At 62.3% G+C, this 26,223-nt stretch carries 20 protein-coding genes; 7 read left to right on the top strand and 13 right to left on the bottom strand.

Features of this window, described 5'->3' with window-relative positions:
* Positions 1-37 precede the first annotated feature (37 nt).
* The 3 genes from CCK88_RS09865 (at position 38) to murD (ending at position 3,104) form a co-directional block, all read left to right on the top strand.
* Positions 38-394 carry a DUF2200 domain-containing protein gene (locus tag CCK88_RS09865; protein ID WP_086470264.1) on the top strand — a complete coding sequence of 119 codons (357 nt, stop codon included), beginning with the start codon at positions 38-40 and terminating at the stop codon, positions 392-394.
* A 93-nt stretch (positions 395-487) separates the two neighbouring features.
* The gene (locus CCK88_RS09870; RefSeq protein WP_140048951.1) at positions 488-1,819 is read left to right on the top strand and encodes a MurL-like N-terminal domain-containing; all 1,332 of its coding nucleotides are present in this window, start codon (positions 488-490) and stop codon (positions 1,817-1,819) included.
* Positions 1,809-3,104 carry a UDP-N-acetylmuramoyl-L-alanine--D-glutamate ligase gene (gene murD, locus CCK88_RS09875; protein ID WP_086470266.1) on the top strand — a complete coding sequence of 432 codons (1,296 nt, stop codon included), beginning with the start codon at positions 1,809-1,811 and terminating at the stop codon, positions 3,102-3,104. The genes CCK88_RS09870 and murD overlap by 11 nt, the downstream gene beginning before the upstream one ends.
* Before the next feature lie 3 nt (positions 3,105-3,107).
* Here the strand turns inward: murD and CCK88_RS09880 are convergent, their stop codons facing one another.
* Entirely contained in the window at positions 3,108-4,871 is a 1,764-nt protein-coding gene (locus CCK88_RS09880) for a tetratricopeptide repeat protein (RefSeq protein WP_140048952.1), read from the bottom strand.
* A 284-nt stretch (positions 4,872-5,155) separates the two neighbouring features.
* Here CCK88_RS09880 and CCK88_RS09885 point away from each other — a divergent pair, with 284 nt between their 5' ends.
* The gene (locus tag CCK88_RS09885; protein ID WP_086470268.1) at positions 5,156-5,596 is read left to right on the top strand and encodes a response regulator; all 441 of its coding nucleotides are present in this window, start codon (positions 5,156-5,158) and stop codon (positions 5,594-5,596) included.
* A 281-nt stretch (positions 5,597-5,877) separates the two neighbouring features.
* On the opposite strand, the gene CCK88_RS09890 is transcribed toward CCK88_RS09885, so the two are convergent.
* The gene (locus CCK88_RS09890; protein WP_086470269.1) at positions 5,878-6,375 is read right to left on the bottom strand and encodes an MgtC/SapB family protein; all 498 of its coding nucleotides are present in this window, start codon (positions 6,373-6,375) and stop codon (positions 5,878-5,880) included.
* A gap of 78 nt (positions 6,376-6,453) precedes the next feature.
* Complete coding sequence (locus tag CCK88_RS18435; protein WP_170926421.1) at positions 6,454-6,612, bottom strand: hypothetical protein; 159 nt, start codon at positions 6,610-6,612, stop codon at positions 6,454-6,456.
* A gap of 132 nt (positions 6,613-6,744) precedes the next feature.
* Here CCK88_RS18435 and ade point away from each other — a divergent pair, with 132 nt between their 5' ends.
* From ade to CCK88_RS09905, 3 genes are all read left to right on the top strand, one after another.
* Positions 6,745-8,454 carry an adenine deaminase gene (gene ade, locus CCK88_RS09895; RefSeq protein WP_086470901.1) on the top strand — a complete coding sequence of 570 codons (1,710 nt, stop codon included), beginning with the start codon at positions 6,745-6,747 and terminating at the stop codon, positions 8,452-8,454.
* A gap of 2 nt (positions 8,455-8,456) precedes the next feature.
* Positions 8,457-10,085 (top strand): CocE/NonD family hydrolase, encoded by a 1,629-nt coding sequence (locus CCK88_RS09900; protein WP_086470270.1) that lies wholly within the window; start codon positions 8,457-8,459, stop codon positions 10,083-10,085.
* Positions 10,086-10,214: 129 nt separating this feature from the next.
* Positions 10,215-11,879 (top strand): tannase/feruloyl esterase family alpha/beta hydrolase, encoded by a 1,665-nt coding sequence (locus CCK88_RS09905; protein WP_086470271.1) that lies wholly within the window; start codon positions 10,215-10,217, stop codon positions 11,877-11,879.
* Positions 11,880-11,960: 81 nt separating this feature from the next.
* On the opposite strand, the gene CCK88_RS09910 is transcribed toward CCK88_RS09905, so the two are convergent.
* The 10 genes from CCK88_RS09910 to xdhA form a co-directional block, all read right to left on the bottom strand.
* A complete protein-coding gene (locus CCK88_RS09910) occupies positions 11,961-14,123 on the bottom strand; it encodes a malate synthase G (protein ID WP_086470272.1) in 2,163 nt (720 codons plus the stop codon).
* Positions 14,124-14,180: 57 nt separating this feature from the next.
* The gene (gene guaD / locus CCK88_RS09915; RefSeq protein ID WP_086470273.1) at positions 14,181-15,482 is read right to left on the bottom strand and encodes a guanine deaminase; all 1,302 of its coding nucleotides are present in this window, start codon (positions 15,480-15,482) and stop codon (positions 14,181-14,183) included.
* Positions 15,479-16,705: a urate hydroxylase PuuD gene (locus CCK88_RS09920; protein WP_086470274.1), complete on the bottom strand. Its 1,227-nt coding sequence runs from the start codon at positions 16,703-16,705 to the stop codon at positions 15,479-15,481. The genes guaD and CCK88_RS09920 overlap by 4 nt, the downstream gene beginning before the upstream one ends.
* Before the next feature lie 194 nt (positions 16,706-16,899).
* Entirely contained in the window at positions 16,900-17,988 is a 1,089-nt protein-coding gene (locus CCK88_RS09925) for a BMP family ABC transporter substrate-binding protein (protein WP_086470902.1), read from the bottom strand.
* Between the two features lie 55 nt (positions 17,989-18,043).
* Positions 18,044-18,973: an ABC transporter permease gene (locus CCK88_RS09930; protein WP_086470275.1), complete on the bottom strand. Its 930-nt coding sequence runs from the start codon at positions 18,971-18,973 to the stop codon at positions 18,044-18,046.
* Positions 18,970-20,055, bottom strand: coding sequence for an ABC transporter permease (locus CCK88_RS09935; RefSeq protein ID WP_086470276.1), 1,086 nt, complete (start codon positions 20,053-20,055; stop codon positions 18,970-18,972). The genes CCK88_RS09930 and CCK88_RS09935 overlap by 4 nt, the downstream gene beginning before the upstream one ends.
* Positions 20,052-21,566 (bottom strand): ABC transporter ATP-binding protein, encoded by a 1,515-nt coding sequence (locus CCK88_RS09940; RefSeq protein ID WP_086470277.1) that lies wholly within the window; start codon positions 21,564-21,566, stop codon positions 20,052-20,054. The genes CCK88_RS09935 and CCK88_RS09940 overlap by 4 nt, the downstream gene beginning before the upstream one ends.
* Position 21,567: 1 nt before the next feature.
* Complete coding sequence (gene xdhC / locus CCK88_RS09945) at positions 21,568-22,428, bottom strand: xanthine dehydrogenase accessory protein XdhC (protein ID WP_086470278.1); 861 nt, start codon at positions 22,426-22,428, stop codon at positions 21,568-21,570.
* Positions 22,425-24,755, bottom strand: a complete 2,331-nt coding sequence (xdhB, locus tag CCK88_RS09950; RefSeq protein WP_086470279.1) for a xanthine dehydrogenase molybdopterin binding subunit — start codon at positions 24,753-24,755, stop codon at positions 22,425-22,427. Before xdhB ends, xdhC begins: the two co-directional genes overlap by 4 nt.
* Positions 24,755-26,221 carry a xanthine dehydrogenase small subunit gene (xdhA, locus tag CCK88_RS09955; protein WP_086470280.1) on the bottom strand — a complete coding sequence of 489 codons (1,467 nt, stop codon included), beginning with the start codon at positions 26,219-26,221 and terminating at the stop codon, positions 24,755-24,757. Before xdhA ends, xdhB begins: the two co-directional genes overlap by 1 nt.
* Between the last annotated feature and the right edge of the window lie 2 nt (positions 26,222-26,223).

Genomic DNA, 26,223 nt, shown 5'->3' on the forward strand with positions numbered 1-26,223 from the left:
ATCGACAGCGATACCGCCGCCGCGCTAGACTTTTTCCATGAACCACGTAAACCACCGCATCTATGGCATGAGCGTTGCCAGCGTCTATGTCCATTATGTCACGAAGGTCGAGCGAAAGGGGCGCAGCAGAGCCGAGGTGGACGAGGTGACGCGCTGGCTCACAGGCTATAGCCAGGCCGACCTTGAAGCGGCTCTCGCCGACAAGACGACATTCCAGGATTTCTTCGACCACGCACCCGCGCCAAATCCGTCGCGCTCCCTCATAAAGGGTGTCATCTGCGGTGTGCGCATCGAAGAAATCGATCACCCCACCATGCGCGAAATCCGCTATCTGGATAAATTGGTCGACGAACTGGCGAAGGGTCGGCCTATGGAAAAGGTTCTGCGCAACTGACATTGGCGCTCTTGCATAGCCATGCAGCGCACAGCCCTACTCCCGCCACGCCCACAAATCACCTATATCGTGGTCAAAGCCAGCGAGTTGCCCGTGACCGAATTTTTCCGCATAGAAGCGCCCTCCTTCGACCCCGCCACCGGCGAAGCGCGCTTTTCCTATACTCTCAACGATCTTCGGTTCACGGAAGTGCTGACCCTGCCCCAGGGCGCCACCGCAGCCGCGGTTGCTTCACCCGCATTTCAGAAGCTCCTCGGTCTCACCGCGCTTGTTCTCGGGGTCTCCTATTTCAAGTTGCGCGCCCCTTTCCAGATCGAGGCACCAGGCATTCCGCTGACCGCGAGTGAACGCGCCTTCGTCATCGACGTCTACGAAAATGGTCTTGGCGAATTCTATGCGCGCAACGAGCTGGCCCGCTTCGGCAAATTAACACTGGTTGCGCCCGGGGATGCTGAGGAACGCAAGCCGCCCGTCGTATTGGCGGAGCGCACTCTCCTGCCCATTGGCGGCGGCAAGGACTCGCTCGTCAGCGTGGATCTTCTGACCCACGTCGGGCAGCAGTTCACACCCTTCGCGGTCAATCCCAAAGGACCGATCGTCTCGTCGGTCGATGCCATCGGCACCGCGCCGGTCTATGTGACGCGCAAGCTGGATCCCGAAATGATCCGCCTGGGTCAGTCAGAGGGATTTTATAACGGCCACGTCCCCTCGACTGCCATCAATTCAATGATCGCGTCTCTCTGCGCAGTCCTCTTCGGCTACAACCAGATTGCGCTCTCCAATGAGCGCTCGGCCAGCGAAGGCAACGTCATCTTCGACGGCCGCGAGACCAATCATCAATATTCCAAGTCCCTTGGCTTCGAATTGCTGATCGCCGATACGCTGGCCAACGCCACAGGCGGCGCCCTGAAGTACTTCTCCCTGCTGCGACCCTATTCCGAGGCGCGCATTGCGTCCCTGTTCACCAAGCAGAACAAGTTCGACAGCGTCTTTTCCAGCTGCAATCGCAATTTCCGCCTCAATGGCAATGATGGACCGCTCTGGTGCGGCGAGTGTCCCAAGTGCCACTTCGTCTTCCTGATTTTCGCACCCTTCATGGCCAAGCAGCGGATGCTGGAGATTTTCGGCAAGAATCTTCTGGACGAACCGGCAAACGAACAGTCGTTCCGCGAACTGGCCGGACTGACCGGACAGAAACCGTGGGAATGCGTGGGCGAAATCCTTGAGGCGGCTGCCTGTTTCTATACCCTCACCCGCCATGCAGATTGGCATGAGGATGCCGTCGTCCGCTCGATCAAGGCCGATCTCTTTGCCCAGTACGGAGAAGAGAAACTGCAGCGCGCCATGGCCGAATGTCTGACCGACAGCCACGATCACCATATTCCCCCTGCGCTTGCCGCCAAGGTGGCCGCCTATGCAGTTTGATGCGCCGGTTCTCCTCTATGGCGCGGGTCGCGAGGCCCGATCCACGCGAGCCTTCCTGCAAGCCCGTCAACCCGGTCTCAAGGTCTACGTCACAGTCGATAGCGGCTCATCCGATATTCCCGATACTGAACAGCTCGCGCCTGACAGCCTTCCCAACGCGATAGCTCACCGTCGCTTCGGGCTGATCGTGAAAAGTCCGGGAGTGTCGCGCTACAAACCCATTTTCGAAGCCGCTCGCGCCGCCGGCATCCCAGTGACTTCGAACCTCAATCTCTGGGGCGCCGTCTTCCGGCACAACCGCACGGTCATTGCCATCACCGGCACCAAGGGCAAGTCGACGACGGCCACGCTCACTCACCTCATGCTCACCCGGTCCGGCATCGATGCGGGTCTGGCCGGCAATGTCGGTCTGGCGCCGCTCGAAATAGCGGACAAGCACGCGGTCGTCGTCTTTGAGCTCTCGAGCTACCAGACATCCGACATGACCTTCGTGCCCGATGTCGCGGCCATCACCAATCTCTATCCCGAGCACGTCGACTGGCATGGCTCGGTGGAGCGCTATTACGCCGACAAGCTTCACCTCGTCGATCGGGACGGCAACTTCGCCGTCGCTCTCGGGCGGGCCGCTCGCGGAAACGCCCTTGTCGCCAGGGCCGTCCGCGATCACCGCCGTCTCCTCCCCGACCTGACGCCCGAGCAAAGCACGACCATCGAGCAGGCCGTTGCACGCTCGCGCCTGCGTGGTTCGCACAATCTGGACAACGCCCAACTCGCCGCTCAGATCGCCTTGGCGGTTGGAGCAACGCTCGACGGCATCTTGCAGGGTATTGCCGCTTTCCGCCCGCTACCGCACCGGCTGGAAGAACACGTCTTCGGCGGCGTGACCGTGGTCAACGACTCTATTTCCACCACGCCCGAAGCGACCAAGGCCGCGCTCGCAGCCTATCCGGGACGCCGTATCGCTCTGATTGCTGGCGGCCACGAGCGGCAGCAGGACTATGCCGAATTGGCATCACTCCTCGTCACTCGCGGCGTCAACACGCTCGTCACTCTGCCGGTAACCGGCGAGCGCCTCGCTGCCGCTACCTTGGCCCAATCGGCGGACATTGCTGTTCATCAAGCCCAGGACATCGAAGCGGCGATTGACTACCTTGGAAACGCAAGATCCCGTTTCGACACGATCATCCTGTCGCCGGGCGCACCGTCCTACAATCAATTCAAGAATTTCGAGGAACGCGGCAACCGCTTCGTGGAGCTTTGCCGCGCCCGGTTCGCTGGCGATTGAGCCTCAGTATGCGCTGACGAGATTTGCTTCCGGCACACCGGAATCGAGCAATGCAGCCCGCATCTTGCTCAGCAATACCCTGTCGGTAATCCGGCGCTCGAGCCGCGGCATGATCCCGCTGCTGCGAAAGGTCTGAACTTCGAGGATCGTCGGCAAGGACTGACGGACCACGGTACTGTCCCCTGCCGTGTGGGCCGCCAGGAGCAGCAGCACGGAACCAAGTTCCGCGTCTACGCGCGCACATTGCTGGGCAAGTCGCTCGGCGCGGATAAAGGTGCGGTCGGCCAGCGCCTTCATCGCCGGAACGCAGTTGAACCAACTGGGCGTATCAGACACGGGCAAGGCATCAAGCGAACGGCGCGCCAGCGGCATTGCGAGGTCGAGGCGCCCGATCAGCGCCAGGTGTCTGCCATGCGCTGCCGCTGCGTCGATATTAGCCGTGTTTAGCTGCAAGGACGTACTGTAGGCAGCTTCCGCATCGGCGTGGTGTCCCGTCGCTTCATAAAGCCGGGCCTGCTGCTCCCACGCAAAGCTGCTGGTCGGCGCGATGCGCAAGGCGCGTTCCATCAGCGCACTTGCTTCGTCATAGCGGCCTGCCTGCTCGGCACTGCGCCAGTTTCCGTCACCCTGTGCTTCGGCGACGAGGCTCGCTCGCGCCGCCAGAATATTTCCGTTGGCTTGCTGATCCTCCGGTAGCGCGTCGAGGCATGAGAGCACCCGCGCGGAAGCGGCACTCGTCGGCGCAGTGCGATACATCGAAAAGAGGATCGCACAGAGATAGCCGTTTTCCCGCCCTTCTATGTCCGTCCGCGCCAGCAATGCGCGTGCCTCGGCATGCAGCGCACCGCGCGGACCACCCATGCGGCTGATGAGCTCCTGGGAAACGAGATCGATCCCACCGCGCTCGGTGATGTCGATGCGTGGCACGGTTTCCGACCAGTTCCACACAACGATATTCGCGTCGGCGTCGGTCAGGATAGCGTCGAATTCGTAGGAGTCCGGCTGCGGACTGTTGCGAACCACACCCGTCAGCACGAAGTCGTTCTGCCGGTCCGGATCAACGCCCACCGTGCCTCGTCCGCCAAATGCGGCGTCGACTATGAGCACCGGCGTGAAGTCGGTGACCAGTTCCACGGCCAGCGCAGCGATGGTGGGCGTAAGACTGGCATCTCCGGTGAGGTTCTGGAATTCCATGATCCGCAGCCTGGGCATCTGCAGCGCTCCCAGCTGCGCCACCGCTGGAGTGCCGCGCTGTGGACCCCAGGTCGAAAGGGAATATGTCAGTGCCGCTGCGCCCAGCGCCAGAAGCAGCAGCAGGAACCAGGGGAGCGTGACATGCCCCTTGGGCCGCTTGGGTTTCGGCTGGGAAGCGGGCAGCGCCCGCACGCTTGGCTCACGGCCGATAGGCAGCGGTGCCGCCGCCGTTTGCGCATCCACGAATTCTGGCACATACCGCCCGATCGGAAGCTCGATACGCACCGGCTCGTCGCTGCCGGGACCTCGGTAATACTGATCGAGCAGGCCGCGCAACCGGCGTGCCTGGACCCGGACGATCGGATCCGATTGCGGGTCGAAATCGGGCGACCGCCCGAAAACGTCTACGGCAATGGAGTATGCCTTGATAGACTGCGTGTCGCCGCTCAGCCGGCGCTCGACGATATACCCCAGAAACCTGGCAAGCTGCGGCGATCGCGCGACTTCGGGCCAGGAGAGCAGACGCTCCAATGCCTGGTCGATCCGGTCTCTGTCTGTCTCCAGGCTCGACACGCTGACTCCCCGCCGCTCCCGGAACCTTGCGCCACGTTACATGTAAAACACAAGGCGGATTACGTGTGTTTTACCTGAATTTGCCTCCCCCCGGGCGCGCGGATCGATCATAGGCCATCTCGTCGCCGTACCGAACGCGACATGCTTCCCGAGCGGTCAGGCCCCGCCGGGCGTGTTCTACAAATCGTCTGATCCATCCTGCCCTGGCCATTTCGGCTTTGGACAATGATGGCGTTTTGTTCCGGTCGACCCTGCCACGTGCAGGTGTGAGGTGATTTTTGTTTGTGGAAGCCCAAGAGGCCCCGTTCATCGCGTTGATTGATGACGACGGCCACTCCGCGCATCTGCTGACCCGCATGTTGCGGACCCATGATGCTCCGGAGGTCATGCATTTCGGCACGGCCGCTGCTGGCGAAGCCGGCTTGGCGACCATTCTGGCCGATACCGGTCGCGAGTGGCCGGGATTGGTGATCGTCGATCTCAAGGCCCATAGCGGGGCAAATCTTGAGTTCGTCAGCCGCAATCATGCGCTGCTCCGGCAAAAGGGCATCCCCCTTGCCGTCATGACGCAGCGCATGGATCGGGAATGCCGCCGGGTCCTGCAGGATGCAGGGGCTTCGGCCGTTTTCTTTCGGCAGCCTCAACTCGATGCCTACAGGCATGAGGTGGCTGCCATCGTCAGCTTCTGGGCGCGCCATCAGCGTCTGGATGCAGTTGGTATGTAGCTCCTGCGTCCACAGGTTACATGCCTTATGGCGGAGAGTGATGCTGCAGCCCTGCCTCCCGGCGGTCTGCATTCCCAAGTATCGCTCTCCGCTTTCGGAAAAGATCGTCGGTCTGCACCACCGTCGATCCTCAAGCGCGACCTTGCCCGGCAGGGTCAAGCGCATGGGCACGAATGCGGCACCTCCCGGTCGTATTCGTACGGGGGGAGAAGCAAATCGCCGGTGGCGCATGTCCCTCAGCGCAGCCCGGCATGCCTGTTTGCTTCTCCCCGCGGCCCCTCTTAGTCGTCGTTGAGCGGTTTCGTGGCGCGGATGATGTGGTGGGCAAAGAACCGCAGTGCCGCCATAACCAGCACCGCCAGCAGCGCCACGCCAGCCGCAAGTAGGTAAAAGCCGAGTGACGTTGCCACGCCCACCGCGCCGGCCAGCCACATGCCAGCACCGGTCGTCAGCCCCTGCACGCCCGCACCGCTTCGGAAGATCGCCCCGGCCCCCAGAAAGGCGATGCCGGCAGTGACCGCCTCGACCGCGCGGATCGGGTCGGCCTGGGGCCCTTGCTGACCGAATTCGATAGTATGGAAAATCTCGAAGGCGAGAATGGTGAAAAGCGCCGCTGCCACGGCGATCAGGATATGCGTGCGCAGCCCTGCCTCGGCCGTGTTGACCTCTCGCTCGAACCCGATCAAGGCACCCAGTGCTGCCGCGATCGCAAGGCGAATGGCGATGATATGGGCTGGAAGGTATGTTTCCACCCAGCCGAACTCGTTACCCACATCCATATAAAAGCCCCCAATCGTGTGACGCTAGGGCGACAACACACGAATTGAAGGCAGGTTCCACCGCAGCAATTGGGCCAATCAGGTCGATGCCGGCTGCATCATTCCGAAGACAAAGAACAGCACGGCAAACACAACCACGATACCGATCAGCGATACAGTCAGAACACGCAGGTTCATCTTGCGGGGGCTGGCCTGCCGCACCTCTGTGGTGTTCTTGTTCGGGTCATAGGTTTCCATTGCGTGCTCCTGACTTGTCTCGCTTATGCAACGAGCCCATGCACTTGCGGTTCCGTGACGCACTTCACGGGGACTTGACGCCGAAGGGCCGCGGACCGACCCTTCGGCATGACCAAAACCGAGAACCTAACGATGGCCGACCCTGCTTTGCTCACCCGCATGATCCTGGCTGGGCAGGGCAAGGAGCCGGCTGACCTCGTCGTGCGCAACGTCGGGATGCTCGACGTCATCACAGGCACGGTCACAACGACCGATATCGCCATCGTCGCCGACCGTATCGTCGGCACACACGGGCATTATGAAGGTCGCGAATTCCTCGACGGCACCGGCCGGTTTGCCGTGCCGGGCTTTATCGATACGCACCTACATATCGAATCGTCGCTGGTGACGCCCCTCGAATTCGACCGCTGCGTGCTGCCATACGGTGTCACCACTGTGCTGTGCGATCCCCATGAGATCGCCAATGTGCTCGGTGCCGAAGGTCTGCGCTATTTCCTCGATAGTGCCGAACGCACGATCATGGACATAAGGGTCAATCTGTCCTCCTGCGTGCCTGCCACCCCCTTCGAAACCTCAGGCGCTCGCCTCGAAACTGAGGATCTTCTGCCTTTCCGCAGCCATCCCAAGGTGGTGGGCCTGGCCGAAATGATGAATTTTCCGGGCGTCCTCAACGCCGACCCGGGCATCCTCGCCAAGCTCGCCGCCTTTCAGGATGGGCATATCGACGGTCACGCTCCGCTGCTCCGGGGCATGGCGCTCAATGGCTACCTCGCCGCCGGCATCCGCACCGACCATGAAGCGACCAGTGCAGATGAGGCGCGCGAAAAGCTTGCCAAGGGCATGGCTATCCTGATCCGCGAAGGTTCGGTGTCGAAAGACCTTGATGCGCTGGCCGAGATTCTGGACGAGAACACGTCAAGCTTCGTCGCTCTCTGCACGGACGATCGTAATCCGCTCGACATTGCCGAGGAAGGCCATCTCGATAGTTCCATCCGACGCCTGATCGCCAAGGGACGCCCCCTGCACCACGTCTATCGGGCGGCCAGCCACTCGGCGGCCCGCATCTTCGGCCTGTCCGATCGCGGCTTGCTCGGCCCTGGCTGGCGGGCCGATATTGCCGTTCTCGACAGCCTGGAGGATTGCCGCGTTTCGGACGTGGTCGTGGGCGGGCGTCTGCTGTCGCCCGAGTTGTTCGCCGCACGGCAGCCGGTTTCCCCGGTCGGCCTTGGTTCGGTCAAGGCCAGGCCCGTCGCTGCGGAGGCCTTTATCACGGAGCCCAGGCCCGGGCAGAACCGGGTGCCGGTCATCGGCGTCAAGCCGGGTCTCATTCTCACCTTCCGCGAAGAAACGACATTGGCCACCACCGATCTGGGCCTCCAGCCGGATCTCGCCGCCGATGTGATCAAAGTTGCTGTCATCGAGCGTCACGGAAAGAACGGCAATATCGGTCGCGCCTTCGTTTCGGGCTTTGGCCTCAAGCGGGGCGCCATTGCGTCCTCGGTTGGCCACGACAGCCACAATATCACGGTGGTTGGTGCCAGCGACGAGGACATGGCTGTCGCCGTCAATCGCCTGATCGAACTCGGCGGCGGATTTGCCGTGGCTGATGGTGGCGCCGTTACCGCCGAACTGGCCCTGCCGATTGCAGGCTTGATGAGCGACCAACCGTTCGAGGCGGTTGCCCATGACCTTCATCGCCTGCGCGATGCCGCTGAGGCGCTCGATTGCGTCCTGCCCGAACCCTTCCTTCAGGTCGCATTCCTGGCACTCCCCGTCATTCCGCATCTCAAAATGACTGACAGGGGCCTTTTCGATGTCGATAAATTCGATTTCGTGAGCTGACCATGAGCCTGCCGTCGCTCTACCTGGCCTGGGTGGAGGATTTGCCCCCGCGTCTCAACAGCGTGAAGCGCAGGCGCGGCATTTCCGTACCGATGGACGACGGCGTTCTGCTCAAGACCGATCATTATGCTCCGGCAGCGCCTGGCCCGCATCCGACGATCCTGATGCGCTTGCCTTATGGACGGAGGGGCTTTGCGGGCATTGCCGAAGCCTATGCCGAACGCGGTTTCCACGTCGTCATCCAGGCCTGTCGAGGCACCGAGCGCTCCGGCGGCGAATTCGATCCCTTCGCCAACGAGCGGGCCGACGGCCTCGCGGCACTCGAATGGATCAAGGCGCAGGACTGGTGGGATGGTCGCATAGGACTGACCGGACCGTCCTATCTGGGCTATGCGCAATGGGCCATCAGCGATGCCCTTCCACCCACCGCAGCGCTGGCAACCAAGGTCACCACGTCAAATTTCCGGCCCGTCGTGTTTCCATCGGGCGCCTTCCATCTCAATCTCTGGTTGAGTTGGGTGCAGGTCATCGAAGGTCTGCGCAAGCGCCCCCTGGCCACTGCAGCCCGCATGTTCTCGGGAGATATCGAACGCCGCACGCTCAAGGCCGCGTCATCCCTGCCACTGATCGACGCCGACAAGATCGCGGTGGGCCACGAGATTGGCTTCTGGCGGCATTGGTTCGACCATGCCATCGGCAATGACGCGTTCTGGACCGAGCTCGATCACAGCCATCGCCTCTCTGCGGATACCCCACCGGTCCACTTTATTTCCGGCTGGTACGATTTCATGATCGATCCATTGCTCGCTGACTATCAGCGCCTCGTCGAGCTTGGCCACCGTCCCTATCTCACGGTCGGAACCTGGTTTCACATTGCCGAAGAACTGCAGCGCGACAACCTGCGCGAGACGCTGGTCTGGATGCGTGCCTGGCTGATCGGCGACCGCACCGGCCTGCGCGCCCGACCGGTGCGGCTGCATATATCCGGCCGCGACCAATGGCATGAATTCGACGCTTATCCGCCAGGTCCACCCGCGCCCCAGACCTGGTATCCTGCTGCCGAAGGCGTCCTTGTCGAACATGGATCCTCTGCGGACGGCAGTGACACATATCGATATGACCCTGCCGACCCCACACCCAACCTGGGTGGCGCCATCTTTGCCTTCACAGGTGCTGGCGCCGTGGACAACGCGTCGCTGGAGAGCCGAGGCGATGTCCTGACCTATACTGGCTGCGTCCTCACCAGCGAAGTGACAGTCATCGGCCAGTGCAAGGTCACCCTGATCGCGCGAGCCAGCCTGCCCCACGCCGATTTCTTCGTGCGGATCAACGATGTCGGGCCGGACGGCATTTCACGGAACATCTGTGACGGATTTGTTCGCGTCACGCCACAAACGCCGTGCGAAGCCGATGGCTCCTGGCGCCTCACCATACCGCTGCATGCAACCGCGCACACGTTTTTGCCCGGCCATCGTCTGCGCCTTGTCATAGCCTCGGGTGCCCATCCTCGCTTTGCGAGGAATTTGGGAACCGACGAAAGCATAAGCACGGCCGTCTCAATGCGGGCCAACGACATCGAAATCATTCGCGCCGGAACCGTGCTTAACCTGCCCACCTATCAACTGGATTGACCTCTGGAGCGTGCAAGGTTTGACGTGAGGCGTCTCGCTCCGTCGGTCCGGCTCGCCGATTTCCCATTGCCAAATTAGTTATTCTGCATAACTATTTTAGCGCATTCCGAAACTCAGGGAGGAGACGAGATGCGACTGCAATGGAAATATGCCGCGGCCACAGGCGCTATCCTGGCGGCAACCGGCTGGACCGGTGCCGCCAACGCACAGGCGCTTGATTGCGCCGAACTCACTAGCCACGATTTTGCCGCCGAGGGGCTGGTCATCACCGAGGCCGCCGCTGAAGCGGTCGGTGATGACTCGCCGGTGGCGCATTGCCTTGTCCGTGGCCATGTTGGCGAGCGAACCGGCGTGGATGGCAACACGTATCGAATAAGCTTCGAGCTACGTCTTCCGGACGATTGGAACGGTCGTTTCGTCCACCAATTCAACGGTGGCAACGACGGCGCCGTGGTGCCGGCCACGGGCAATTTGCTCAATGCCGATCCCGCTGACACCGCTCTGTCACGCGGCTATGCTGTGGTGTCGAGCGACGCCGGCCACGATGGTGCAGCCCATCCCGAGGCCGGCCTGGCCAGCGGCGCGAAGTTCGGCTTCGACCCCGAAGCACGCAGCGACTACGGCTACGGCGCTGTCATGAAGCTCAATCCAGTCGCGACCGGAATTGTCGAAGACCACTATGGCGAAGAAATCGCCTTCAGCTACGGCGTGGGCGGATCGAACGGCGGGCGGCACGCCATGGTTCAGGCCACACGCTCGCCCGACGCTTTCGATGGCATCCTTGCGGGCTATCCCGGTTTCAACCTGCCGCGCGCCGCCGTTCAGCACGCCTGGGACGTTCAGAGCTTCAAGGCGATCAACGGCGACATCCGCAAGGCATTCCCGCCTGAAGACCTGACAATCGTGGGCGATGCCATCGTCGCCGCATGCGATGGGCTTGATGGACTTGAAGACGGTATCATTGCAGATACGCCCGCATGCCAGGCGACGTTCGATATCGCGACGCTTGCCTGCGAAGCCGACGCCACCGAAAACTGCATCTCCCCGGCACAGGTGGAGGCCCTGCGGCGTATTCATGCCGGTCCCACCAATTCCGCTGGTGAGGCGCTGTACACCAATTGGGCCTGGGACCGCGGCCTTGCGACCGGCGACTGGCGCTTCTGGAAGCTGGAAAGCCCCATTCAGCCTTGGGACAACCTGCCCTTGATCGCCACCATGGGGGCATCCTCGCTGGCCATGATCTTCTCCAATCCGCCCGTTGATGTGGCAGGCGACCCGGCGTCGCTCGAGCAATTTCTGCTCGACTACAACTTCGACACCGACGCCACCGTCACCGCCACCGATGCTGCGTTTCAGGAGTCTCCGGTAGAGTTCATGACGCCAACCGACATGGACGATCCCACAATGGCCGAGTTCCGTGAAGCGGGCGGCAAGATGATCGTCTTCCATGGCGTAAGCGACCCGGTCTTCTCGGTCATGGACACGATCGGCTGGTACGAAAGGCTCGACGCCAACAGCGACGGCAATGCCGAAGATTTTGCCTTGCTCTATACGGTGCCGGGCATGGGTCACGGCCCCGGCAGCCCGGCCACTGACAAGTTCGACGCCTTCACGGCCCTTGTCGACTGGGTCGAAAACGGTACGGCACCCACGCATCTGGTGGCCGAAGTCACGCCGGATAACCAGTATATCCCCGAGATGATCGGCATCACACGCAAGCTCTGCCCGCATCCCGCCATCCCGCGTTTCACCGGCACGGACGAGATGAGCCACGAAAGCTTCACGTGCCAATAAGCGAAAGCCCGCCGAAAGGCGGGCTTCGAATTGGCCAATGGCAAATTCGCGCCGGTGGCGCGAATTTCGATGGGACAAAGCCTACTTGGCGTCGCGCGCCTTGACCTTGCGCCGAGCCGCATGCAGGAGCGGTTCGGTGTAGCCGCTTGGCTGGTCGGCCCCGTGCAGAGCCAGGTCGAGCGCCGCCTGAAAGGCCACCGACTGGAAATTGTCAGCCATTGGACGGTAGATCGGATCGCCCGCATTCTGTTCGTCCACCACAGCTGCCATGCGTTCGAAAACCGATGTCACCTCGTCGCGACTCACCAGACCATGCCGAAGCCAGTTCGCCACGGCCTGCGAGGAAATCCGGCAGGTCGCGCGGTCTTCCATCAGCCCCACATTGTTGATGTCGGGCACCTTGGAACAGCCCACGCCCTGCTGCACCCAGCGCACGACATAGCCCAGAATACCCTGGGCATTGTTCTCGAGCTCGCGGACGATCTCCTCGCGGCTGAGCGAATAGGCGACTTGCGTCGGCATCGAGAACAGGTCACCCAGCCCAGGCAGCGCCTGGTTGTGCCGACGCTTCTGCGCTTCGAAGACATCGACCTGGTGATAGTGCAGCGCATGAAGCGTTGCTGCGGTCGGCGAAGGCACCCACGCCGTATTGGCACCGGCATTGGGGTGGCCGGCCTTGGCGTCCATCATTGCGGCCATGTCGTCGGGCCGTGCCCACATGCCCTTGCCGATCTGCGCCCGACCCGAAAAGCCGCAGCTGAGCCCGATCAGTACATTGCGATCCTCGTAGGATGAGATCCACCGTTCGGACTTGATCTCGTCCTTGCGCAAGACGGCGCCGGCTTCCATCGACGTGTGGATTTCGTCGCCGGTGCGATCGAGAAATCCAGTATTGATGAAGAATACGCGCTGCCGCGCCGCATGGATGGCTGCCTTGAGATTGGCCGACGTGCGGCGCTCCTCATCCATGATGCCGATCTTGATGGTATTGGGCGCAAGACCGAGGAAGCCTTCCACCGAAGCGAAGATCGCGCAGGCAAAGGACACTTCTTCCGGCCCGTGCATCTTGGGTTTGACGACGTAGATCGCGCCGCTGCGGGAATTGCCACCCTTGTCGTGCATCGCACAGAGCGCCGTCACCGCCGCATCCATCAGCCCTTCGCCGATAGGCTTGCCCTCGAGCAGCACCGCATCGGTGGTCATGAGGTGCCCAACATTGCGCACCAGCAGCAGGGAGCGCCCCTTGAGAACCAACGGCTGTCCGTTGACGCCCTTGTACTCCCGGTCGGCGTTCAGCCGCCGCGTCAGGGCCTTGCCGCCCTTCTCGAACGTATCCTCGAGCGTGCCCTGCATCAGGCCCAGCCAATTGCGGTAGACGCCGACCTTGTCCTCCGCATCCACGGCCGCGACCGAATCCTCACAATCCTGGATCGTTGTCAGCGCCGCCTCGATGATCACATCGCTCAGCCCCGCCGCATGCGTCGCCCCGATCGTGCTCTTGGGATCGATCACCAGCACAGCGTGGAGGCCGTTGTGCCGAAGCACCAGCTCGCCCCGCTCCTCGGTGCCGCCATAGCCGACGAATGCCGACGGATCGCGCAGCCCGGTGCGGCCCGCCGCGGTATCGACGACGAACACCTGCTGCTCGCCGTCCTTGATCACGTGGTAGCCCGTGGCATCGGCATGGCTGCCCTCCGCCAGCGGAAACGCCTCGTCGAGGAATTGTGCCGCCCGGCTGACCACGGCTGCGCCGCGGTCGGCATTGTAGGCCTTGCCGGGCGCCAGCGCACCTTCACGCGAAATCACGTCGGTGCCGTAAAGCGCGTCGTAGAGGCTGCCCCAGCGCGCATTGGCGGCGTTGAGCGCGTAGCGCGCATTGCTGACGGGCACCACCAGTTGAGGCCCGCAGATCGACGAAATCTCGGGATCCAGCCCCTCGACCTCGATGGTGAAATCATCCGGCTCGTCGACGACGTAACCGATATCCCTGAGAAAGAATTCGTAACCCTGCGGGTTATTGGCCACCGGTCCATACCTTCGGTGCCAGTCGTCGATCTTACCCTGAATCTCGTCGCGCTTGGCCAGCAGCCGCACATTGGTGGGCACATGCTCGCGCGCCAGTCCAGCCAATCCGTCCCAGAACTGATCTGCCGATACCTCAAGTCCCGGCAGCGCTTCCTTCTCGACGAAGTCGACAAGCAGTCTGTGCACGGACAGACCGGATTTGGTCAGATAGTCAGTCATGGTTGAAGGCTCCCCAAACGTAACTCGCTGCTTGGTTTAGGCCAAAGCCACCGGCCCTTACAACCCGACCAAAGTGGACTTCGCCCTTGCGCCAGCCACATAGACTTCGGCGATGGCCCGGTCGTCACCCAGCGTTTGCAGCAGGAACAACTCTTCGACGAGGCTCGACAGCGTCGCATGCCGCAGTCGCATCGTCGGCGTCGCGGCCGCATCGAGCACCACAAGGTCGGCAGCCCGTCCCGGCGCAATCGAGCCGATTGTGTCTTCCAGCCCAAGCGCCTCGGCATTGCCCCGTGTCGCCATGTGGAAGGAAGCAAGCGGGTTGAGCCGCTGCCCGCGCAGCTGCAAGACCTTGTAGCCCTCGTCGAGCGTGCGCAGCATGGAGACGCTCGTCCCCCCGCCGATATCGGTGGCGATACCGACGCGCACACCATTGTTGAGCAGGCGCTCGCGGTCGAAAAGGCCCGATCCCAGAAATAGGTTCGACGTCGGGCAGAAAACCGCGACCGATCCCGTCTCGGCAAGGACGGCGGCCTCACGGTGGTTGAGATGGATGCAGTGGCCGAGAAGCGTCTTTCGGCCCAGCAGCCCATAGCCCTCGTAAATGCCGGTATAGTCCTTGGCGCGCGGATAGAGCTCCATGGAAAAGCTGATCTCGGCATCGTTTTCGCTCAGATGCGTCTGCACGTAGCACTCGGGATGCTCCGCCACCAATGCCTGTGCCGCTTCCATCTGCTCAGGCGTCGACGTAATGGCGAAGCGCGGCGAGATGGCGTAGAGCGCCCTGCCTCGGCCGTGCCAGCGCGCGATCAGCGCCTTGGTGTCGTCATACCCCGACTGCGCCGTGTCGCAGAGCTCTTCCGGCGCGTTGCGGTCCATCATGACCTTGCCGCCGACCATGAGCATGTTGCGCCGCTGCGCCTCGGCAAAGAACGCGTCGACCGAACGTGGATGGCTTGAGCAATAGGCAACCGCCGTGGTCGTGCCATGACGGATCAACGCATCGTAGAAGTCGATCGCCACCGCATCGCCATGCCCCTGCTGGCTGAACTTCTGTTCCTCGATGAAGGTGTAGGTATTGAGCCATTCCAGCAGCGAACCGGCATAGGCAGCCATCATCTGGCTCTGCACATAGTGCAGGTGCAGGTCGATGAACCCTGGCAGGATAAGGTTGGGCCGGTGGTCGATGATGACAGCGCCAGCGGTCTCCGCCTCGGCATAGTCACCCACGGCCGTGACGATCCCGTCCTCGATGCTGACGGCGCCGTCCTCGAGATAGAGGTAGCTTTCCGCGTCGTCGATGGCCAGCGGCGCGCGATGGAAGCTCAGCACCCGCCCGCGCAGGATGGTCCGGCTCATGAGCCCGAGCCCTCCCTGTACCATTCCACCAGCAGCGCGCGTTCCTGCTCGGTCATCTCAGTCACGTTGCCAGGCGGCATCGCGTGACTCCATCCCGCCTGGATGGCGATTTGCTGCGCGTGGTTGGCGATCGCGACGTCACTGTCGAGGATGACGTTCTTGGGTGCCTCGTAAACGCCCTCGTAGACAGGCTCCGCCGTGTGGCACATGGCACAGCGCGTTTGCACGGTAAGGCTGGCCGACGCGAAATGCTCGGTCGCCATGAACCGCTCGCCTGTCGCCGATGCCAGGGTTTCGCTGTCGACGCCCGGAAGCTTGGGCGAGGTCGAAAGCCAGGCAATCACCAGCATCAGGATCACGGCGACCGCCCAGGTCCAGTGCGGATTGCCCTTCCGCGCATGCCGGGTGTTGAAATAGTGACGCACGACCACGCCGACGAGGAAGATCAGCGAGGCGATGATCCAGTTCCACTGCGTGGCGAAGGCCAGCGGGTAGTGGCTGGAGAGCATGAAGAAGATGACGGGCAGCGTCAGGTAGTTGTTGTGGAGGCTGCGCTGCTTGGCGATCTTGCCATATTTCGCATCCGGCACTCGCCCGGCCTTGAGGTCGCCGACCACGATCTTCTGGTTGGGAATGATGATCATGGCCACATTGGCCGTCATGATCGTGGCGGTGAAAGCGCCCATATGCAGCATGGCGGCGCGCCCGGTGAAGAGCTGCGTATAGCCCCAGCTCATGGCTACGAGAATGGCGAACAACACCAGCATCAGGCCGGTGGTGGATTGGCCGATGGGCGACTTGCAGAGCGTATCGTAGAGCAGCCAGCCCAGGACGATCGAGCCGGCAGACAGCAGGATCGCGACCCAGCTCGGCACATCGAGCACGTTGCGATCGACCAGAAAGAGATCGGCGCCGACATAATAGAGCAGCACCAGCAGCATCGCGCCCGACAGCCAGGTCGCGTAGCTCTCCCATTTGAACCAGGTCAGGTGCTCGGGCAGAAACTCTGGCGCCACCAGGTATTTCTGGATGTGATAGAAGCCCCCGCCATGCACCTGCCACTCTTCGCCATGGGCGAGCGGCGGTAGGCTCGGCGTCTTCCGCAGGCCGAGGTCGAGCGCGATGAAATAGAAAGACGAGCCGATCCAGGCGATTGCCGTCACGACATGCAGCCACCGCGCCGCAAACATCGCCCATTCGTAGAGAATTACATATTCGGGCATCGACCCCTCCTCCTTATTCCTCTCCCCATCGGGGAGAGGGTGGATCGGGCGTAGCCCGAGACGGGTGAGGGGGATGTTCCCACAGACGCAGCGCGCGTGGCAGCACCCCCCTCATCCGGCGCTATGCGCCACCTTCTCCCCGATGGGGAGAAGAATGGGCCGGCGATCCGCCGGCCCTTGGATCAAAGGCCAGATCAAGCCGGCGGAATGACGCCTTCGACATACCAGTCCATGCTGAGCAGTTCGGCATCGGTCAGGGTTACGCCGGCCGGCACCTTTTCGGCGCCGGTATGGTCGTTGATCGGGCCGGTGAAGATGTGCAACGAGCCATCGATCTGACCCTGCTTGACGGCTTCAGCAGCAGCCTTGACCTCTTCGGTGACCTTCGGGCCGTAGGCGCCGATCATCACTTCGCCTTCCTTGAGCCCCGGCCAGCGGTCTGCGCTGGTCCAGGTGCCGTCGATCACGGCCTGGGCGCTTTCGACATAGGTCGGGCCCCAATGGTCGATGATCGAGGTCAACTGGGCGTTTGGTGCGAAGGCAGACATGTCGGCGCCCTGGCCGAAACCGCCAACTGCGCCGCGCTCTTCAACCACCTGCAGGGCAGCGGGACCATCGGTATGCTGGGCAATGATGTCGATGCCCTGGTCGATCATCGCGCGTGCGGCGTCGGCTTCCTTGGCAGGATCGTTCCAGGTCGAGATATAGACCGGGGTGATGGTGAATTCGGGATTCACCTTGCGCGCGGCGAGCACGAAGGCGTTGATGCCCATCACCACTTCCGGGATCGGGAACGAGCCGATATAGCCGGCCTTGCCGGTTTCGGAGAGATGACCGGCCACGGTGCCGCACACGGCGCGGCCTTCATAGAAGCGCGCATTGTAGGTCGCAACATTGTCCGAGCGCTGGTAGCCGGTGGCGTGTTCGAAACGCACGTCCGGGAACTGCTGGGCAACCTTGATGACATAGTCGCCATAGCCGAAGCTGGTCGCGAAGATCAGCTTGTGGCCGGACTGGGCCAGTTCGCGCAGCACGCGTTCGCAGTCCGGGCCCTCCGGTACGTTTTCGACGATGGTCGGCTCGGCGACCGCATCACCGAGTTCGGCCTTCATGAACTTGGCGCCTTCCGAGTGGCCGAAGTTCCAGCCATTGTCGTTGATGGTGCCGATCAGCACGAAGCCGACCTTGAGCGGTTCGCTTTGGGCGAAGGCCTTGGAGCCCAGCAGCGGCAGAGCCGCGGCGGCGGCACCGGCCTTGAGCAGTGTACGGCGGTTCAGAGTCATCATTTTTCTCCTGAATGACGGGCTTTGTTGATCAGGCTGGTCATTCCGTGCCAGCCTAATTCGAGGGCAGAAACGGCCTGCCGAGACAGGCCGGTGCATTTGATGAAGGGTCGCGGCGGATCGAGATCAGCACCAGCACCACGACGGTCGCGATATAGGGCATTGCGGCCCAGAGCTCGGCCGGAATGGCCGATAGCGGTCCGCCACTGGCCTTGGCGTAGAGCTCCATGGTCATGACGAGGCCGAAGAGGTACGCCCCAGCGAGCAGCCGGAATGGTTTCCAGCTGGCAAACACCACGAGCGCCACGGCGATCCAGCCGCGGCCCGCTGTCATGCGTTCCGCCCATTGCGGCGTCAGCAGCAGCGGGAAGCATGCACCTGCAATACCGGCCATTGCACCGCCGAATGCCACCGCCGCATAGCGGACACCGATGACCGAATAACCGATGGAATGCGCCGACAGATCATTTTCGCCCACCGCCCGCAGGATCAGCCCGGCACGGGTCCTCTTGAGGAACCACCAGACGGCAATCACGAGTGCGAAGGAAAAATAGACCAGCGCGGAATACCCGAACAGCACGCGCCAGATCGGATGCATGGCGATTTCAGGGGGAAACAGCGGACCCAGCAGCGTCACCGGTCGCGCCGAATAGCCCTGTCCGGCGAGCGCCGAAAATCCCGTGCCGAAAATGGTCAGCGCAAGGCCGGTGGCCGTCTGGTTGGCCGACAGGCTGAGCGTCAGGAAACCGAAGATCATGGACGAGGCGATGCCGGCGCCGGCCGCACACAGAATGGCGAGATAGTGGTTGCCGGTGGTAAACAGCACCACGAATGCGGTGATGGCACCCACCAGCATCATGCCTTCGACGCCCAGGTTCAGCACGCCGGATTTTTCCACCACCAGTTCGCCCATCGCGGCGATCAGAATCGGCGTTGAAGCACCGACCACCGTCACGATGATGGCGATGATGAGTTCGGTCGTCATGCGCGCGCCTCCCCTTGCGGGGCGAGCCGCTTGATTCGGTAGCGCACGAGAATGTCGCCCGCCAACAGGAAGAACAGCATCATGGCCTGGAATACGCCGGTCGCCGAACTCGAAAGACCGATCGTTGTCTGCGCCACTTCACCGCCCACGAAGGTGATCGCCATGACGATACCGGCGAAGATGACACCCAGCGGATTGAGCCGGCCGAGAAAGGCCACGATGATGGCGGTAAAACCATAATTGGTCGGGAAACCTGGCACCATGCGCTGGAATGGTCCTGCGACCTCGAGCATGCCGGCCAGACCGGCAAGTCCACCCGATACCAGCAGCGCCAGCCAGATCGTCTTGTTTTCCGAAAATCCGCCATAGCGGGCCGCGTGCGGAGCCGCCCCAACCACCTTCATCTGGTAGCCGAACACCGAGCGGCTCATGACGAACCAGGCGATCAGCGCCACGATGATGGCGATCGGCACCCCGGCATGTACGATCGTGCCGGGGAATATGTTGGGCAGCAGCGCCTCGCTGGCGAAGCGGCGTGTCTGCGGAAAGCCCATGCCCATGGGGTCCTTCCACGGTGCCCGCACCAGATAATAGATCAGTTGCACCGACGCGTAGGTCAGCATTAGCGAGGTCAGGATCTCGTTGACGTTGAGGCGCGTGCGCAGCAGCGCGGGAATGGCGGCATAGGCCATGCCACCGGCCATGCCGGCGATGCCCATCAGCGGCAGCGTCCACCATCCGCCCATGCCATGCGTCGACAGCGCGACCCATGTGGCCGCCAGTCCGCCCATGATGTACTGGCCTTCGGCGCCGATATTCCAGACATTGGCGCGATAGGCGATGGATAGACCGACACCGATGATGATCAGCGGCGCAGCCTTGACCCCCAGGTCCTGCCACTTGAATGAATTTGTCAGCGGCGTGAGGAAGATTTCCCGCACTGCCCCGACCCCGTCGAAACCGATGAGCGAGAAGATGATCGCCCCCACGATCATGGTCAGCAGCACAGCTGCGACCGGTGTCGCATAAATCATGACTTGCGAGGGATCGCGGCGCTTTTCCAGGCGGAACGGCATCATCATGCTGCCGCCTCCTTGCCATGCACACCACCCATCAAGAGGCCGATTTCTTCCACGCTGAAATCCTTGACCGGGCGCGCGTCACTCAGGCGCCCCATATTGATCACGGCCAGCGTGTCGCTCAAAGCCCGCAATTCGTCGAGATCCTGGCTGATGACCACGATCGCCGATCCCGCCGCGGCCAGGTCCACCAGCGCCTGATGAATGGCGGCCGCCGCCCCCGCGTCGACGCCCCAGGTCGGCTGGCTCACCACGAGCACGCTCGGCTTTTGCAGGATTTCGCGGCCCATGATGTATTTCTGCAGATTTCCGCCCGACAGCGACCCAGCGGTCGAACTGGGACCGAGAGCCTTGACCGCAAAATCTGCGATTACCTTGCCGGTATAGTTTCTTGCAGCGCCGAAGTTGATGAACCCCAGATTGACCATTCCCGGACGTTCGCGTGCCGTGAGAATGGAATTGTCCGCCAGGCTGAATCCGCTGACCGCCCCGTGGCCGTTGCGCTCTTCGGGCACCGAACACATGCCCAGCTTCCGGCGCTCGCTGGGCGTCAATGCACCCGCAGGCACGTCTCCGAGCTTGATCGCGTAGGCATCGCTGCTCAGTTCGCCATCGAGCGCCAGCAGCAATTCGTTCTGGCCATTGCCGGCGACACCGGCAATCCCGAAGATTTCCCCCGCCCGCACTGAGAAACAGACTCTGTCGAGGGCAGTCCCGAAATGTCCCGGCGCTGGCATGGACAGTCCGTTGACATGCAGCTTCGGTACCCCGAACACCCTGGCTTCCGGCTTGACGATATCCTTGAGCCCGGCCCCGATCATCTTCTCGGCCATCGAGCGACTGGTCTCCTGCTTGGGGTCACAGGTATCCACGAGCTTGCCGCCCCGCAGGATCGTTGCCGTATCGCACAGCGCCTTGATTTCATGGAGCTTGTGCGAAATGTAGAGGATCGAGCACCCCTCCGCCGCCAGCTTGCGCAGCACGGTGAACAACTGGTCCACTTCCTGCGGCGTCAGCACCGAGGTTGGTTCGTCCATGATCAGCAGGCGCGGATCGAGCAGCAAAGCTCGAACGATTTCAATACGTTGGCGCTCACCAACCGATAACGTCGCCACCGTACGATGTGGATCGAGCAGCAGGCCATAGGTCTGCATGATGTCCCGGATTCGCGCCTCGAGCTCGCGCGATGGGATCTTGGCATCCATGCCGAGGGCGATATTCTCCAGCACCGTCAGCGCCTCGAACAGCGAAAAGTGCTGGAAGACCATGCCGATCCCGAGCTTGCGGGCCGCTTTGGGGTTTGGCACCACCACCGGAACGCCGTTCCAGCGGATTTCGCCGGCATCGGGCTGCATGATCCCGTAGATCATCTTGACCAGCGTCGACTTGCCCGCTCCGTTTTCACCCAGGAGAGCGTGAATTTCGCCCGGTTTGACCACGAACGACACGTTGTCGTTGGCCAGAACGCCCGGAAACTGCTTGGTGATGCCGCTCAATTCGAGCCGATTGGGCATATCAGAATCCACTCGCCATCCCCTGTTTGATGGGGATGGACCCGTGCCCGACTGAAGCTTCCCGTCCCCCAATCTGGACCATAACTTCAGCCGCCGCTAGTGCCGCAATAACCCCGGGACGTTTATCCCCAAGCCCTTGCGCCCCGATCGGCAAAATCAGTCGATCCAGGGCGGCACGGTCCCCACCGTGTTCCAGATACCAGCTGCTGAACTTGGCCCGCTTCGTCAGCGAGCCGACCATGCCGACATAAGGGCTGTCCACCCGCGCAAGCGCCTCGCTGGCAATCATGAAATCGAGGGCATGGTCGTGGGTCAGGATGACGTAGGCGCTGCCAAAAGGCGCAGAGCGCACCACTGCCTCAGGCATGGCGACCCGCCGGCGGGCAATGCCCGGCGGCAAGCTATCGAGCTCCTCCTGACGCGTGTCGATGACTTCGAGCTTGATCGGCAGCAGCGACAGGATCTGCGCCAGAACCCGTCCCACATGTCCGGCGCCAAACACGTACACATGGGATTGAGACGCTTTCTCGGCGACTAACCGCGCCAGAAGCGCGCGCCGCAGCGCCGGGTTCGCGTAACGCAGTCCCACTTTGACGCGCCCGCCGCAGCATTGGCCGATCGCGGGACCCAGCGGTACATCCATGGCCTCTTCGGCTCGCCCCTCGGCGATCAGCCGCCGCGCATGGTCTATGACCATGTATTCGAGCGCCCCGCCGCCGATCGTGCCGTAGATCGCCCCGAGCCCCACCAGCATGAAAGTGCCCTGTTCGCGCGGCGAGGATCCCCGCACCGAAGTCAGTTCGCACGCAATCGCGTCGGGATTGGCAGCGAAGAAAGCTTCCAGCGCGGTGGCGGCGGTCATGTCAGCGTCGCTCCCCCCTTCATCCGCTCCACGCCCATCAGTACTCTTTCGGGCGTCACCGGCGTGTCCAGTTGCGGCGCCACCCGATAATCCGCCACGCTGGCAACCGCCATTCCCAGGGCCTCGACGACGCTCATGGCCAGCATGAAGGGCGGCTCGCCCACGGCCTTGGACCGGCCGATGGTCGGCTCCCTGTTCACCGACCATTCCGCCAGACGAACGTTGAACACAGGCGGCACATCCGACGCCAGTGGGATCTTGTAGGTCGACGGCGCATGCGTGCGCAGTTGCCCCTTGCCGTCCCAGACCAGCTCCTCGGTCGTCAGCCAACCCATGCCCTGAATAAATCCGCCTTCAACCTGGCCGATATCGATCGCCGGATTGAGCGACTTCCCGACATCATGAAGAATATCCACCCGATCGACGATATATTCGCCCGTAAGCGTATCGATGGTTACTTCCGAGACCGAGGCGCCATAAGCGAAGTAATAGAAGGGATGCCCACGACCGGTCGCACGGTCCCAATGAATATCGGGCGTCTTGTAAAAGCCCGCGGCCGAGAGCTGCACGCGGTTGAGATACGCCGACGCCGCCAGTTCCGCGAAGGGAACGAAATCCGCACCGACCTGCAGCCCACCCTGTACCCAGATGCAGTCGCTCTCCTGCGCCTGGTGGAGCTTGGCCGCATGCGCAATCAGCCGCTCCTTGATCTGCCGGCAAGCATCGAAAGCGGCCATGCCGTTGAGATCGGACCCGGATGACGCTGCCGTAGCCGAGGTATTGGGCACCTTGCCCGTCGACGTCGCCATGATCTTGACTGTGTCGAGATTGACACCGAACGCATCGGCGACGACCTGCGCCACCTTGATATAGAGCCCCTGCCCCATCTCCGTGCCGCCATGGCTGAGATGGATCGAGCCGTCCTTGTAGACGTGCACGAGCGCACCGGCCTGGTTGTACCAGGTCGCCGTGAATGAAATGCCGAACTTCACGGGTGTCAGCGCAATGCCCTTTTTCAGCACCGTGCTGGTCCTGTTGAAGGCGAGTACCGCCTCTCTCCGGGACCCGTAGTCAGACGACGCTTCGAGTTCCTCCACCACGCGATGGACGACATTGTCCGCCACCGTCTGGTGATACGGCGTCACGTTGTCTGTATCCGTGCCGTAAAAATTGGCCTTGCGGATATCGAGCGGGTCCTTGCCCAGCGCATAGGCAATGTCTTCGATCCAGCGCTCGGCGGCCATCATCCCCTGCGGACCGCCAAACCCCCGGAAGGCGGTATTCGATACCGTATTGGTGTAGAGCGGCTCGGACCGCACGCGCACCGCTGGATACCAATAGGCATTGTCCGCGTGGAACAGCGCACGGTCGGTCACTGGCCCGGACAGGTCTGACGAAAATCCGGCGCGCGCGCCATAGACAGCGTCGACCGCCAGAATCTTGCCGGTGTCGTCGTAGCCGACCTCGTAGTCGACCACGAAGTCGTGCCGCTTGCCGGTCGCCTGCATGTCGTCGTCGCGATCTGGGCGAATCTTGCAGGCCCGGTTCCACTTCTTGGCCGCGAGAGCCGCAACCGCCGCGAAGAGATTGCCCTGCGTTTCCTTGCCGCCAAACCCACCACCCATGCGACGGACATTGATTGTCACTGCATTGTGCCGGATGCCCAACACCTGCGCGACCATCAACTGAACCTCGCTCGGATGCTGGGTCGAAGAATGAATGACGATATCTTCGTCTTCGCCCGGCACCGCAAAGGCGATTTGTCCTTCGAGGTAGAAGTGGTCCTGCCCGCCAATGGTAATGGCGCCCTTGGCGCGGCGCGGCGCCGCCTGCATCCCGGCTGCGATGTCGCCCCGTTCAAGCGTGAGCGGATCGGTCACCAGCTTGCCGCCCGCCGCCTGCGCCGCACGCACGTCGGGCAACCATTCGCGGTCGCGGTATTCGATTTTCGCCAGCTGTGCCGCCCGGCGAGCTGCATCGCGCGTTTCCGCGATCACCGCAAACATCGGCTGGCCCCAGAACTGCACCGTGTCGACGGCGAAGATCGGTTCGTCATGCCGATGGCTGGGCGAGACGTCGTTCTCGCCGGGAATGTCGTCCGCCGTAAGCACACCGATGACATCCGGCGCAGCTTTCACAGCCGAGAAATCGATCGAAACGATCTCGGCGTGTGGCCGCGTGGACAGCCCGAGATAGGCATGCATCGTGCCCACCGGTTCGATCATGTCGTCGATATACTCGGCAGTACCGGTGACATGCTTTGGCCCGCTGTCATGGCGGGTTGATTGATGGAGAGTCGCGAGAGAAATGGCGCTCTGCTTGTTCATCACGCCACCTCCCGCTTCAGCCGCTCACCCTGTCCCTGGCTGTCGAGGAAAAAGCGCTTCAGCAGGTTCTTCGCCGCCAGCAAGCGATAGTCGGCTGATGCCCGCATGTCGCTGATCGGCTGGTAGTCTTCGGCGAAATGGGCAACCACCTCTTCGACCGTCTCCATGGTCCAGGGCTTTCCGATCAGTGCCGTCTCCACAGACTTGGCGCGCTTGGGTGTTGCTGCCATACCGCCGAAGGCGATCCGTGCCATGCCCACTGTGCCTGCGTCGTTGACGAACACCCGGAAGGCCCCGCACAGCGCTGAAATATCCTCTTCCCGCCGCTTGGAGAGCTTGTAGGTCGCAAATGTCTCACCGGCTGGCAGCAACGGAATGGTGACGCTCTCGACGAACTCGCCGGGCTGCCTGTCCTGCTTGCCATAGGCAATGAAATAATCTTCCAGCTTGATCTCTCGCCGATGCTCGCCACGCCGCAGGCTGAGCTTTGCGCCCAGCGCGATGAATGGCGGCGGTGTGTCGCCGATCGGCGAACCGTTCGCGATATTGCCGCCGATCGTCCCCATGTTGCGCACCTGCTCTCCCGCAAACCGGTTCCAGAGCTCGCTCAACTGGGGAAGGTTAGCCTCGATGACCGGCAGGGCCTCCGAATATGTCACGCCAGCATAGAAGCGCACTTCGCTGTCATTGTCGGCGATGCGCTTCAATTCCTGCAAGTGACCGATGAAGATCACCGGGCCGATCGGCCGCATGAACTTTGTGACCCAGAGGCCGACATCGGTCGAGCCAGCCACGATCCGCGCGTCCGGATACGACTCGTATATGGTGGCGAAATCATCGAGGCTTGCGGGGATGATGATTCGCCTGTCGCCTTCGCCGATTTCAACGCGGCGACCGTCATGCATGGCGCGAATCTTATCCTTGACTGCAATCCGTTCCGCCCAGAGCGGATCACCTTCCGGCCGCCCATGGCTCGAAATCGCCTGTCCCGCCCGGATGATCGGCGCGTAGCCGGTACAGCGGCAGAGATTGCCTTGCAGAGCCTTCTCGATCGCAACCCGCGATGGATCGGGATTGCGCATCCAGAGCCCATAAAGGCTCATGACGAAGCCCGGCGTGCAGAAGCCGCATTGCGAACCGTGATGATCGACCATGGCCTGCTGCACGGGATGCAGCGCACCGTTTTCTCCGCGCAGATGTTCGATCGTAACCACATGCGTGCCGTGGAGACTGCCCACGAACCGGATACAGGCCGTCACCGAGTCATAAATGATTTCCTCGCCCAGCAGCTTGCCCACCAGGACCGTGCAGGCGCCGCAGTCGCCTTCCGCGCATCCTTCCTTGGAGCCTCGCAGCCGGCGTTCAAGCCGCAACCAGTCGAGCAGCGTCAGGTCGGGCGCCACATCCGTTAGCGTCACCTCCTCGCCATTGAGCAGGAACCGGATGGCATTGGCGACTTCGACCATGG

The organism is Devosia lucknowensis (genome assembly GCF_900177655.1).
GTDB lineage: Bacteria > Pseudomonadota > Alphaproteobacteria > Rhizobiales > Devosiaceae > Devosia > Devosia lucknowensis.